At 69.7% G+C, this 12,523-nt stretch carries 12 protein-coding genes; 10 read left to right on the top strand and 2 right to left on the bottom strand.

The annotated features are described in order from the left end of the window. Nucleotides 1-5: 5 nt before the first annotated feature. Nucleotides 6-1,103 carry a polyprenyl synthetase family protein gene (locus ABTU82_RS13585; RefSeq protein WP_116648408.1) on the bottom strand — a complete coding sequence of 366 codons (1,098 nt, stop codon included), beginning with the start codon at nucleotides 1,101-1,103 and terminating at the stop codon, nucleotides 6-8. A gap of 63 nt (nucleotides 1,104-1,166) precedes the next feature. Here ABTU82_RS13585 and ABTU82_RS13580 point away from each other — a divergent pair, with 63 nt between their 5' ends. The 10 genes from ABTU82_RS13580 (at nucleotide 1,167) to ABTU82_RS13535 (ending at nucleotide 12,095) form a co-directional block, all read left to right on the top strand. Beyond that, a complete protein-coding gene (locus ABTU82_RS13580) occupies nucleotides 1,167-1,553 on the top strand; it encodes a DUF3040 domain-containing protein (protein WP_116648409.1) in 387 nt (128 codons plus the stop codon). 254 nt (nucleotides 1,554-1,807) lie between these two features. Beyond that, nucleotides 1,808-2,239, top strand: a complete 432-nt coding sequence (gene mraZ, locus ABTU82_RS13575) for a division/cell wall cluster transcriptional repressor MraZ (RefSeq protein ID WP_121151771.1) — start codon at nucleotides 1,808-1,810, stop codon at nucleotides 2,237-2,239. A 101-nt stretch (nucleotides 2,240-2,340) separates the two neighbouring features. Further along, nucleotides 2,341-3,294, top strand: coding sequence for a 16S rRNA (cytosine(1402)-N(4))-methyltransferase RsmH (rsmH, locus tag ABTU82_RS13570; RefSeq protein ID WP_407173835.1), 954 nt, complete (start codon nucleotides 2,341-2,343; stop codon nucleotides 3,292-3,294). Continuing rightward, on the top strand, nucleotides 3,291-3,863 hold the full coding sequence (gene ftsL, locus ABTU82_RS13565; protein WP_116648412.1) for a cell division protein FtsL: 573 nt from the start codon (nucleotides 3,291-3,293) through the stop codon (nucleotides 3,861-3,863). The genes rsmH and ftsL overlap by 4 nt, the downstream gene beginning before the upstream one ends. 4 nt (nucleotides 3,864-3,867) lie before the next feature. Continuing rightward, nucleotides 3,868-5,652 (top strand): peptidoglycan D,D-transpeptidase FtsI family protein, encoded by a 1,785-nt coding sequence (locus ABTU82_RS13560; RefSeq protein WP_116648413.1) that lies wholly within the window; start codon nucleotides 3,868-3,870, stop codon nucleotides 5,650-5,652. A gap of 20 nt (nucleotides 5,653-5,672) precedes the next feature. Beyond that, a complete protein-coding gene (locus ABTU82_RS13555) occupies nucleotides 5,673-7,085 on the top strand; it encodes a UDP-N-acetylmuramoyl-tripeptide--D-alanyl-D-alanine ligase (RefSeq protein WP_407173834.1) in 1,413 nt (470 codons plus the stop codon). A 64-nt stretch (nucleotides 7,086-7,149) separates the two neighbouring features. Beyond that, the gene (mraY, locus tag ABTU82_RS13550) at nucleotides 7,150-8,253 is read left to right on the top strand and encodes a phospho-N-acetylmuramoyl-pentapeptide-transferase (protein WP_116648415.1); all 1,104 of its coding nucleotides are present in this window, start codon (nucleotides 7,150-7,152) and stop codon (nucleotides 8,251-8,253) included. Continuing rightward, nucleotides 8,250-9,806, top strand: a complete 1,557-nt coding sequence (gene murD / locus ABTU82_RS13545; protein ID WP_407173833.1) for a UDP-N-acetylmuramoyl-L-alanine--D-glutamate ligase — start codon at nucleotides 8,250-8,252, stop codon at nucleotides 9,804-9,806. The genes mraY and murD overlap by 4 nt, the downstream gene beginning before the upstream one ends. Next, nucleotides 9,757-10,962, top strand: coding sequence for a putative lipid II flippase FtsW (gene ftsW, locus ABTU82_RS13540; RefSeq protein WP_407173832.1), 1,206 nt, complete (start codon nucleotides 9,757-9,759; stop codon nucleotides 10,960-10,962). Before murD ends, ftsW begins: the two co-directional genes overlap by 50 nt. Nucleotides 10,963-11,021: 59 nt before the next feature. Further along, entirely contained in the window at nucleotides 11,022-12,095 is a 1,074-nt protein-coding gene (locus tag ABTU82_RS13535) for a UDP-N-acetylglucosamine--N-acetylmuramyl-(pentapeptide) pyrophosphoryl-undecaprenol N-acetylglucosamine transferase (RefSeq protein WP_407173831.1), read from the top strand. A gap of 7 nt (nucleotides 12,096-12,102) precedes the next feature. Here ABTU82_RS13535 and ABTU82_RS13530 read toward each other — a convergent pair whose 3' ends face one another. Continuing rightward, nucleotides 12,103-12,456, bottom strand: coding sequence for a GntR family transcriptional regulator (locus tag ABTU82_RS13530; RefSeq protein WP_407173830.1), 354 nt, complete (start codon nucleotides 12,454-12,456; stop codon nucleotides 12,103-12,105). Between the last annotated feature and the right edge of the window lie 67 nt (nucleotides 12,457-12,523).

The raw sequence follows: 12,523 nt of genomic DNA, 5'->3' as shown, positions 1-12,523 counted from the left end.
GCGGTTCAGGCAGACCGGGTCGTGGCCGCGCGAGCGAGATCGCGCAGCTCGCCCACCGCGGCGTTGCCGAGCCGTGCACCCGAGAGTGCGCGGTCGGCGGTGCGCGCGTAGTCGGCGATCAGTTCTTCGACGCGGTCGAGCGCCCCGGTCTCGACGATCGTCTGCTGCAGCGAGGCGATCTGCCCGTCGTCCAGGGTCGGATCGCCGATGAGTTCGTCGAACACCCGGCGCGAACCCGCGGACAGGCCTTCGCGGGCGTAGGCGACGAGCACGGTGCGCTTGCCCTCGCGCAGGTCGTCTCCCGACGGCTTGCCGGTCACGGCCGCGTCGCCGAAGACGCCGAGCACGTCGTCGCGCAGCTGGAACGCCATCCCCACCGGGTGGCCGAACGCCGAGAGCGCGTCGTGCTGCGCTTCGTCTGCTTCGCCCAGGGCGGCGCCGATGAGCAGGGGCTGCTGGATGCTGTACCGCGCCGACTTGAACGATGCCACCCGCAGCGCGCGTTCCGCGTGGTGCTCATCGGGTTGGCGGACGAACGCCGATTCCTCCGCGATGTCGAGGAACTGCCCGATGGTGACGTCGCGGCGCATGCGCGCGTATTCGGCGCGGGCCGATGCCGCGGCCGCGGGAGGCCGCGTGGCGAGTCCTTCCTCGAGCAGGTCGTCGCTCCACGCCACGAGCAGGTCGCCGAGCAGGATCGCACCGGAGCGGCCGAAGGCGGCGGCGTCGCCGTGCCAGCCCGATTCGCGGTGCACGGATTCGAGGGCACGATGGGTCGCGGGGCGTCCGCGACGGGTGTCGGAGTTGTCGATGATGTCGTCGTGCACCAGGGCGGCGGCGTGGAAGATCTCCAGCGACGCGGCGGCGGCGATGATGCCGTCGGGGGCGGATGCGGCGGGGCGCCCGCCTGCCTCGACGACGGCCCGCCAGCCGGTCAGGCAGAAACGGGCGCGGAGGCGCTTGCCGCCGCGGAGCGCATCGGCGGCGACGTCGACGAAACGGCCCGCCTCGTCGCCCATCTCGTCGGAAGAGCGGGTCTGCGAACCCACGAAGTTGTCGAGTCGCTGGGAAACAGCCTCGATGGGATCCGGGGAGGGCAGCACGGGCCTAGCCTAGTGATCAGCGGCACGCGTACAATCGATGCCACGAGGACAAGAGGGGGATGCATGCCACTGTCAGAGCAGGAGCAGCGTCTGCTGGACGAGATGGAACGCCATCTCATGCGAAACGACGCCGATGTCGTCACGGCCCCGGGCCGTGCCCTCAGCTATCGGAACATCGTCTACGGCACGATCCTCGTGCTCGTCGGGATCGGCGCCCTCATCGCGGGCGTCGCGATCAACGTGCAGGCCGCGAGCATCGCGGTGGGTGTGATCGGCTTCGCCGTCATGCTCGGGGGAGTCATCCTCGCCCTGACGCCGCTTCGCGGATCGGCCCCGTCCCCGACCTCTCCGACGGCCGCCCCGTCGGCCGGCGCCTCGAAATCCCGCGCCGGCTCGTCGTTCATGGACCGGATGAACGACCGCTGGGATCGCCGTAACGATCCCTCCTAATCCACCCTGAGAAACCCCGACTCTGCGGAGTCGGGGTTTTTCTTTGCCCGGATCTTCCTCCACGATCCTCCCCGCACCTCCCTCTGCGAACCCCCGCCCCGGAACGGCGGGGGTTTTCCGCGTTCCGGGGTGCGCAGCATCCGCGTACCACAGGGCCGAACTTCCCCGGAATATCGCCGGACATGATGGTCAAGTGGAGGAGAGTGGAGTAAAGTGGGGAACACTTCGCAGGCCGGACGAAGGGGGGAGAGCGGATGCTGCTCGGCACGCACACCCCCAAGCTCGACGACAAAGGGCGCGTCATCCTTCCGGCGAAGTTCCGCGACGACCTGAGCGGCGGCGTGGTGGTGACGCGTGGGCAGGAGCGCTGCCTCTACGTGTTCAGCGAGGCGGAGTTCGAGCGGGTGCACGAGCGCATCCGCGAGGCGCCGCTCAGCAACAAGCAGGCTCGCGACTTCCTGCGCATGTTCCTCTCGGGGGCCAGCGCCGAGAAGCCCGACAGCCAGAACCGGATCACGGTGCCGCCGGCACTGCGCACCTACGCCGGGCTCGAGCGCGAGCTCGTCGTGACCGGAGTCGGCGCCCACGCCGAGATCTGGAACGCCGACGCGTGGAACGCCTACGCCGAAGCGAACGAAGACACGTATTCCGAGATGGAGCAGGAGGTGATCCCGGGCTTGTTCTGATCCTCGGCCGTGATTCCCAGCCGCTCGCCCTGACGCACTTCCCCCGCGCCAGGTCGATGCGGAGGGGGATCAGGGTCCGGGATCACGAAGCCCTTCTTCCCATGGAAGCTCGCGATCTCCACACCCCCGTCCTCCTCGACCGCTGCGTCGAGCTCCTCGCCCCCGCCCTCGAGCGCGACGGAGCCGTCTTCGTCGATGCCACCCTCGGCATGGGAGGGCACTCCGAGGCGTTCCTCGAGCGCTTCCCCGGCGTCCGGCTCATCGGCCTCGACCGCGACACCGACGCCCTGCGCATCGCCGGTGACCGCCTCGCGCCCTTCGGCGACCGGGTGACACTCGTGCACACGGTCTACGACGGCATCGCCGAGGCGATCGCGTCGGCGGGCGTCGACCGCGTGGACGGGATCCTCTTCGACCTCGGCGTCTCGTCGCTGCAGCTCGACCTGGCCGACCGCGGTTTCGCCTACGCGCAGGACGCCCCGCTCGATATGCGGATGGATCAGAGCGGGGGAGTGACGGCGGCCGAGATCCTCGCAACCTACGGCGAAGGCGCGCTCCGACGCATCTTCGAGCGCTACGGCGAGGAGAAGCTCGCCGCGCGCTACGCCCGGGCGATCATCGCGGCGCGTCAGCAGGAGCCCATCCTTCGGTCGGGGCGCCTCGTCTCGATCCTCCACGACGCGACCCCCGCGGCCGTCCAGCGCGCGGGGCACCCCGCCAAGCGCGTCTTCCAGGCGCTGCGCATCGAGGTCAACCAGGAGCTCTCCGTGCTCGAGCGGGCGATGCCCGCCGCGCTCGACGCGCTTGCGGTGGGCGGGCGCATCGTCGTCATGGCCTATCAGTCGCTCGAAGACCGGCTGGTCAAGCACGTGCTGGCGGATGCTGCAGCCTCGACCGCCCCGCGCGGACTCCCCGTCGAGCTCCCCGAGCACACCCCCCGTTTCCGCCTGCTGGTCAAAGGCGCGGAGATCGCGAGCGACGAAGAACGCGCACGTAATCCCCGAGCCACACCGGTGCGTCTGCGCGCCGCCGAACGATTGAAGGAGGCCGCATGAGCGATCTCGCCTACGAGCTCTTCCCGGCCTCACCGCGCCGCGTCGAGAATCCCGAACGACGTCTGCGCCCGCTCGAAGCGCCGAAGCGTCGTCGTCGGCCCAAGCTCGCGTACGGCATCATCGCCGTCGCCGGCGCCGTGGCGATCGCGCTGGCGCAGATGACGTTCTCGATCCTCACCACTCAGGGCACGTTCGAGGTCGCCGCGCTCAACCAGCAGCAGCGCGACCTGAACTACGAGAAGCAGATGCTCTACGACGAGGTCGCCGGCCTCGGCTCGCCCCAATACCTCGCCGCGAACGCGTCGGCGCTGGGCATGGTGGTCGCCGACACGCCTTCGTACCTCCGACTCAGCGACGGTGCTCTGATCGGGGCGGGCCAGCCCGCGTCGGGCACCTCCTCCGTCGACGCGATCGGCCGCGGGGCGGTGCAGAACGCCCTCATCGCAGACACCCCGCTCGTCACGGCGCCCGACGCCACGATCCAGGGAGCGCCCATGGCCGAATCGACGGGCGATTCCGCGACACCCCCGCCCATCGCCGACGGTCTGCCGACTCCGGCGACACGCTAGCTCCATGACGACGCGCAGCACTCGCAGTTCACGCCGTCGCACGGTGGTCGCCCTCTCGGTCGTCCTCGCCGTGCTCATCGTCTTCGTCGTGCGACTCGTCGACATCCAGGTCGTCAACGCGCGCGAGCACATCGACGACTCGCTCGCCCTCGGGTTCGGCGCCTCGCAGACCCTCTACGGGGCGCGGGGCGAGATCGTCGACGAGAACGGCGACACGCTCGCCGGCAGCATCCTGCTCTACGACGCCCAGCTCGACCCGATGCTCGCGCAGGACGGCATCACCCGCAAGGACGAGAACGGCAAGCCCGTCAAGGTCTCCTGGCCCGACCTCGCGGCGCAGATGGCGCAGATCACCGGTCAGACGGCCGAGGAGGTCGAGAAGATCGTCACCGACGCCCTCGCCGTGAACGAGGAGTCGCGCTGGGCCTACCTCAAGCAGGGAATCACCACCGAGCAGCGCCTCGCGCTGGCCGATCTCGGTGCGCCCTTCCTGACCTTCGTGACGCACCCTGCCCGCACGTACCCCGACGGTGCGGTCGGCGGCAACCTCGTCGGGTTCGTCGGCCGCGACGGCGAGGCGCTCGCGGGTCTGGAACTGGCGCAGAACACCTGCCTCTCGTCGGAGAACGGCACGCGGAAATACCAGCGCGGCAAGGACGGCGTCATCCTGCCCGGCACCCAGGTGGACGACCCCGCCGTAGATGGAGGCACCCTCCAACTCACGATCAACCGCGACCTGCAGTGGTACCTGACGCAGCTGATCGCCGAGCAGGCGCAGAACGTCGGAGCGAAATCGGGAACCATCACCGTCGTCGACGCGAAGACCGGCAAGGTGCGCGCCGCCGCCGAGTGGCCCACCGTCGATCCGAACGCCTACGACGCCTCTGCCCCGGAGGACAGGTACAGCCGCATCTTCTCAGGGACGTTCGAGCCCGGCTCGACGTTCAAGGCGCTCACCGCCGCGATCGCGATCGATGCGGGGGGACAGAACCCCGGGTCGACGGTGACGGCCGCCAACCGCGAGACGTTCCCGAACGGCGCGACCGTGCGCGACCCCACGGCGCACCCCACGAACAACTACACCCTGACCGGGGTTCTCATCGATTCGTCGAACGTGGGTATCTCGAAGTTCGGCGACACCGTCTCGGCGCAGACGCGCTACGACTACCTGAAGAGCTTCGGCATCGGCGGGAGTGAGAACTTCGGGCTCGGCCAGGGGATCGGTGAACTGCGCACCCCTGACACGTGGGACAACCAGACCTTTTACAACACGAACTTCGGTCAGGGGCTCACCACGACCGTCCCCGAGCTCGTCGGCGCGTACCAGACCCTCGCGAACGGCGGGACGCGCATGCCTCTGTCGATCGTCGAGGGGTGCACCGCCTCGGACGGCACCGTCACCGACGTTCCGGATGCGACCGGTCAGCAGGTCGTCTCCCCGACGGCGGCGGACGACGTGTCACTGATGCTGGAGAACGTCGCCACCCAGGGCTCGCTCGCCAAGCAGGTGGCCGTACCCGGATACCGGCTCGCGGTGAAGACCGGAACCGGTGAGAAGAGCGATGGCATGGGCGGCTACAAGGCCGGCGCGTACTTCACGACGATGATCGGATTCGCCCCCGCGGAGGACCCGCAGTACGTCGTCGCCGTCACCCTCGACGAGCCCGTGACGGTAAAGTCGTCTGCGGCCAACGCGCCCGCATTCCAGAAGGCCATGACGCAGGTCCTCAAGACCTACCGCGTCATGCCGTCGGAATCGGAGACCCCCGAACTGCCCAAGTTCGGCTGACCGCTGCGGACCACGCACCTATGATCTCCCTCACACTCTCCCAGCTCGCCGACGCCGTCGCGGGCGACCTCCACCTCTTCGGCGACGACACGCCCGAGACGGTCGTCGCCGGACCCGTCGACACCGACTCCCGAGCCATCGTGAGCGGCGGCGTCTTCGTCGCCAAACCCGGCGAGCACACCGACGGCCACCACTTCGTCGACGCCGCGGTGGCCTCCGGTGCCGCGCTCGCGATCGTCGAGCGGACGGTCGACGCCGCCGTGTCGCAGATCGTCGTGGCCGACGCGGTCGCCTCCCTCGCCGACCTGGCGCGGTTCGTCGTCGCGCGCGTGCGCGAGCGCGGTGGCCTCCGCATCGTCGGGATCACCGGCTCCAACGGCAAGACGACGACGAAGAACCTCCTCGCCCGCATCCTCGAGGACGACGGCGAAACGGTCTCGCCGCGCGCCTCGTTCAACAACGAGGTCGGCGCTCCGCTGACGATGCTGCGGGTGACCGAAGACACGAAATACCTTGTGAGCGAGTTCGGCGCGAGCGGCCCCGGTGAAATCGCGCGGCTCGCCGGTCTCGTCACCCCCGACATCGGGGTCGTCCTGATGGTCGGCATGGCCCACGCGGGCGGCTTCGGCGGCATCGAGGCCACGTTCCAGGCGAAGTCCGAGCTCGTGCGGGCCGTGCGCGCCGGCGGCCTCGCGATCCTGAACGCCGACGACCCTCGCGTCGCTGCGATGGCCCCGATCGCGGCCGAGAAGGGCATCGACGTCCGCTGGTTCGGACGAGGCGAGGCCGCCGAGGTGCGCGCCGTCGACGTGGAGGTCACCGCGACCGGCACGCGCGCCGAACTCGTCGTCGACGCAGACCCGCTGACCCTGCACCTGCGTGTGCTCGGCGAGCACCACGTCATGAACGCCCTCGCCGCGCTCGCGGCGGCAACGGCGCTCGGGATCGACGCGGCGACCGCGGTCGCGCGGCTCGAGACGGTCGAGCTGGCCGAGCGGTGGCGCATGCAGCCTCTCGGGTCCGAGCGCGTGCGCATCATCAACGACGCCTACAACGCCAGCCCCGACTCGATGGCGGCGGCGCTGCGCACCCTCGCGCAGATCACGGGTCCGCAGGAGCGCACCGTCGCCGTCCTCGGCGCGATGAGCGAACTCGGCGAGTACGCCGAGGAGGAGCACGACCGTGTCGGACTCCTCGCGGTGCGCCTCGGCATCCAGCGCATCGTCGTGATCGGCGCAGACGCGCGGCGGATGTTCCTCGAAGCCGTCGCCCAGGGCTCCTGGGACAGCGAGGCGGTGTTCTTCGCGACCGCCGACGAGGCCTACGACTACCTGGTGACCGAGCTGCGAGACGGAGACCGCGTGCTGGTGAAGTCCTCCAACTCGGCGGGGCTGCGCTTCCTCGGTGACCGTCTCGGGGAGTTCTTCGCATGATCTCGTCATCCATGAAGACCGCGCACCTCGGGGCGCTCGGCGATCGTCTGGGAGAATCGTCCTCGTGAGATCACTCCTGACAGCGGCGGCGATCTCGCTCGCATTCACGCTTTTCCTGACCCCGGCCTTCCTGCGCCTGTTCCGCGCGTGGGGATGGGGGCAGGTCATCCGCACCCCCGAGAACATCCACAACCCCTCGCACGGCGCGAAGCGCGGCACCCCCACGATGGGCGGCACGATCTTCATCGCCGGCACGATCGTCGGCTATCTCGTCGGATCGTTCACCGGGAACAACCCGCCCACGATCTCGGGCATCCTCGTGCTCTGGATGATGGTCGGATTCGGAGCGGTCGGTTTCATCGACGACTACATGAAGCTGCGCCGACAGCGCAGCCTCGGCCTCGAGGGCTGGCCGAAGGTCATCGGCCAGGTGCTCGTCACCGTCCCGTTCGCGATCGTCGCGCTGAACTTCCCCAACTCCGTCGAGCAGACCCCCGCCTCGGCGTACATCTCCGTCTTCCGCGACGTTCCCGGCCTGTGGTTCATGGCGCTCGGCCCGATCATCGGCTGGCTGCTGTACCTGGCCTGGATCTCGCTCATCGGCGTCGCGTCGTCGAACTCGGTCAACGTGACCGACGGTCTCGACGGTCTCGCCGCGGGCTCGGGCATCTTCGTCGTCGGCGCCTACAGCCTCATCGCGTTCTGGCAGGTGCAGCAGGTCTGCACCAACGTGGCCTCGGCGGTGCAGTCGGCCTGCTACGGAACACGAGACCCGTTCGACCTCGCGATCATCTCCGCGTCGTTCGTCGGCGCTCTCGTCGGCTTCCTCTGGTGGAACGCGCCCAAGGCGAAGGTGTTCATGGGCGACGTCGGGTCGATGGCGATCGGTGGCGTCGTCGCGGCCATGGCGATCCTGACCCGCACCGAACTGCTCCTCGTGCTCGTCGCCGGCGTCTACGTGATCGCCTCCGGTTCGGTCATCCTCCAGCGCGTCTACTTCAAGCTCACCCGCGGCAAGCGGTTGTTCCTGATGAGCCCGCTGCATCACCACCTCGAGATGCGCGGGTGGTCGGAGATCACGATCGTCGTACGCATGTGGATCATCGCGGGGCTCCTCGCCGTGTCGGGCGTCGGCTTCTTCTACGTCGAATGGCTCACGCGCGCATGAGTTCGGCCCGGCTCGATCCGCTCACCAGCTGGCACGCCGACTGGCGGGGGCTCCGCGTCGCCGTGCTGGGCCTGTCGGTCACGGGCTTTTCGGTCGCCGACACCCTCGCCGAGCTCGGCGCCGACGTCCTCGTCGTGACCGAGTCGGCCGACGGCGAGTACGCGCGCCTGCTCCCGGTAATCGGTGCGGGCCTGCACGTCGGTTCCCTCGACGCCGTACCCTCCGAGCTCGTCGACTTCGCACCCGAGGTGGTCATCGCCTCACCCGGGTTCTCGCCGCAGCATCCGCTCGTCCTCTGGGCGCAGGAGTCGGGCGTGGCCCTCTGGGGCGACGTCGAGCTCGCGTGGCGCGTGCGTGACAAGGTCGTGCGCGCAGACGGTACGCCCGCGGACTGGGTGCTCGTCACCGGCACGAACGGCAAGACCACGACCACCCGACTCGCCGCGACCATGATGAAGCACGGCGGTCTGCGTGCGGCGCCGTGCGGCAACATCGGCGTACCGGTGCTCGACGCGGTGCGCGATCCGGCGGGCTTCGACGCGCTGGTGGTCGAGCTCTCCAGCCACCAGCTCTGGTACCTCGGTCTGCAGACGGGGCCCGAGCCCCTCTCGCCGCACGCCGCCGTCTGCTTGAACCTCGCCGACGACCACCTCGAATGGCACGGGTCGTTCGAGGCCTACCGTGACGCCAAAGCCGTCGTCTACGCGAACACGCGCGTCGCCTGCGTCTACAACAAGGCGGATGCGGCGACCCGCGCGATGGTCGAAGACGCCGAGGTGGTCGAAGGCGCCCGAGCGATCGGTTTCGACCTGGGCGTTCCCGGACCGAGCGATCTCGGGCTGGTGGACGGGATCCTCGTCGATCGCGCCTTCCTCGAGGAGCGCGGCACCTCGGCGCTCGAGCTGACGACTGTCGCCGATCTCGCGGCGCGCGGCCTCGCCGCCCCCCACGTCGTCGCGAACATCCTGGCGGCGTCGGCGCTGGCGCGTTCCGTCGGAGTGGAGCCCTCCTCGATCCGCGAGGCGCTGGACGAGTTCGCCCTCGACCCGCACCGCATCCAGGTCGTGGCCGTGTCCGGCGGCATCACCTGGGTCGACGATTCCAAAGCCACCAACCCGCACGCGGCGGCCTCCTCGCTCGCCGCCTACCCCGGCGCCGTGTGGGTCGTGGGGGGCCTGCTCAAGGGCGTCGACATCGGTGGGCTGATCGCTTCCCGAGGTGCGATCGCGAAGGCGGCGATCGTCATCGGGGTCGACCGCGGCGAGATCGTCGCGGCGTTCGCGCGACACGCCCCCGGGGTGCCGCTGTTCGAGGTCGACCACGCCGAGACTGAAGACGTCATGGCACGGGTCGTCGAACTGGCGGCGGGCGTCGCCGCGGACGGAGACGTCGTTCTCCTGGCTCCCGCGTCGGCATCGTTCGATCAGTTCGACTCCTACGCAGACCGCGGCAGGCGCTTCGCCCGGGCCGTGAACGACCGGATCGACAACGGGAAGGCACCGCGTGACAGCGATCATCCCGCCGAGGACGCCCCCGAGCAGTCCGGCTCCTGATCCGGCCGGACGGCGCGGACTGTACGCCCGGGTCTCGCTGGGCAAGGTGTTCGCGCCCGTGCCGAGCGAGTTCCTCCTCATCGCCTCCACGGCGCTGCTCCTCACCGGCTTCGGGCTGGTCATGGTGCTGTCGGCGACCTCCGCGCTGAACGGCGGTGCCGACCCCTACGATCACGTCATCAAGCAGGGCGTGTTCGCGCTTCTCGGAATCCCATTGATGTTCGTCGCCAGCCGCATGCCGGTCAGCTTCTGGCGCAAGATCGCCTGGGTGGCCCTGATCGGGGCGACCGCGTTCCAGCTCCTCGTCTTCGTGCCGGGACTCGGCGTCGAGTCGTACGGAAACCGCAACTGGGTGGTCATCGCGGGCTTCCAGTTCCAGCCCGCGGAGTTCCTCAAGATCGCCCTCGCTCTGTGGATGGGCGCCGTGCTCTACCGCAAGCGCACGCTCCTCACGTCGTGGAGCCACGTCTTCATCCCCGTCGTGCCGGTGGGGATCATGGTCGTCGCGACCGTGCTGGCCGGTAAAGACCTCGGTACCGCGATGATCCTCGTGCTGGTCATCCTCGCCGCGTTGTTCTTCTCGGGGGTCAAGCTCCGGATCTTCATCCTCCCGGCGATCGCCGCACTCGGCGCGGTCGCGTTCTTCGCCGTCAGCAGCCCCAACCGCATGGCGCGCATCATGAGCTTCCTCAACGCCGGCACGCTCGACTGCTACTACGACGACTGCTATCAGGCGCTCCACGGCGTCTGGGGGCTGGCGGGCGGCGGTGTGTTCGGTCTCGGTCTCGGTAACTCGAGGGAGAAGTACGACTGGCTCCCGGCCGCCGCGAACGACTACATCTTCGCCATCGTGGGCGAAGAGCTCGGACTCATCGGCTGCGCGGTCATCCTCGCCCTGTTCGCGCTGTTCGCCGTCGGTGCCTTCCACATCATCCGCAAGACCGACGACTCGTTCGTGCGCATCGTCGCGGGCGCGATCACGATCTGGATCGTCGGTCAGGCCCTCATCAACATCGGCGTCGTGCTGCGCGTGCTCCCGGTGCTCGGTGTGCCCTTGCCCTTCATGTCGCAGGGAGGCACCTCGCTACTCTCGGTGCTGCTCGCGTGCGGAGTGCTGTTGTCGTTCGCGCGCTCGCTTCCGGTGCAGGCCCGCTGACGCATCCGTCGGCGTCGGCCGCGCCCGTTCGGGCCGGCTGCGCCCGTTAGGGTCGATAGGTGACGACGTACCTTCTCGCCGGCGGTGGCACCGCCGGTCATGTGAACCCGCTGCTCGCCGTCGCCGACGGGCTCCGCGCACGTGATCCCGAGGCGGTCGTGCGGGTGCTCGGCACGAAGGAGGGGCTGGAGGCGCGCCTTGTTCCGCAACGCGGCTACGAGCTGCTGGTCGTCGACAAGGTCCCCTTCCCGAGGAGACTGGATGCTGCGGCCGCCGCCTTCCCGAACCGGTTCCGGCGAGCGATCTCCCAGGTGCGTCGGCACATCCTCGACCACCGCGTCGACGTCGTCGTCGGTTTCGGCGGCTACGCCTCGGCGCCGGCCTACATAGCGGCTCGCCGCGCGGGAATCCCCTTCGTCGTGCACGAGGCCAATGCGAAGCCGGGTCTGGCGAACGTCCTCGGCGCGCGCGCGGCCGCCGAGGTGGGCGTCGCCTTCGACGGAACGCCGCTGCGCCGATCCACGGTGGTCGGCATGCCCTTGCGCCGCGAGATCGTCGACCTCGACCGCGGTGCCCTCCGCGCGGAGGCCGCCGCACACTTCGGGCTCGCTCCCGAGCGCCCGACGCTGCTGGTCTTCGGGGGGTCTCTCGGTGCTCTGCGGCTGAACGAGGCGTTCGGAGGAGCGTGGCGCGACGTGCTCGACGCCGGGTGGCAGCTCCTGCACGTCACGGGCGATCGATCCCAGCTGCCCGATCCGGGTGTCGACGGGTATGCGCTCCGTCGCTACGTCGACCGGATGGACCTGGCGTTCGCGATCGCCGATCTGATCGTCTCGCGCTCCGGCGCGGCCACGGTCAGCGAGATCAGCGCACTGGGAATCCCCGCCGTCTACGTCCCGTACGCGGTCGGCAACGGCGAGCAGAGCCTGAACGCCGCCTCCGCCGTCCGCGCCGGCGCGGCTTTCGTCATCCCCGACTCCGCGTTCACCCCCGAGCGCGTGCGTGCCGAGGTCGTGCCGCTCCTGACCGACGGCGACCGCATCGCCGCGATGCGCGACGCCGCCGCATCCGTCGGCACGCGCACCGGAACCGAGAACGTCATCGCCCTGATCGACCGCGCGCTCGCGCGCTGACGAGGCGTCACGCCTTCAGTGCGGCCGTGGCCAGGGCGAGGGCGTCGGCGGGGTCGATCCGCAGTGTGCGCATCTGGTCGGCGAAGACGGCCGCGGCGCGCTGAGCCTGCTCGCGGGCCGGGTCGTCCGAGAACGAGACGTAGGTGCCGTTGCGACCTTGGGTCTCGATGATTCCGGATGCCTCGAGCTCGCGATACGCGCGGGCGACCGTGCCGGGGGCGACCCCGAGGTCTTCCGCGAGGCGACGCACGGTGGGCAGCCGGTGCCCCGCGGCGAGGTCACCCGTCGACACGGCCGCGACGATCCCGGCGCGCAGCTGCTCGAACGGAGGGATGGCGGAAGCGGGGTCGATGTCGATCACGCCTTCGATTGTGCGGTGTTCGCGCCGGATGCGCGACGCGCCCCTCGCCCCGCGTGCCGCCGGTCCC

Source organism: Microbacterium deferens, from assembly GCF_045517775.1.
GTDB lineage: Bacteria > Actinomycetota > Actinomycetes > Actinomycetales > Microbacteriaceae > Microbacterium.
This window is presented reverse-complemented; position numbering and strand designations above follow the sequence as displayed.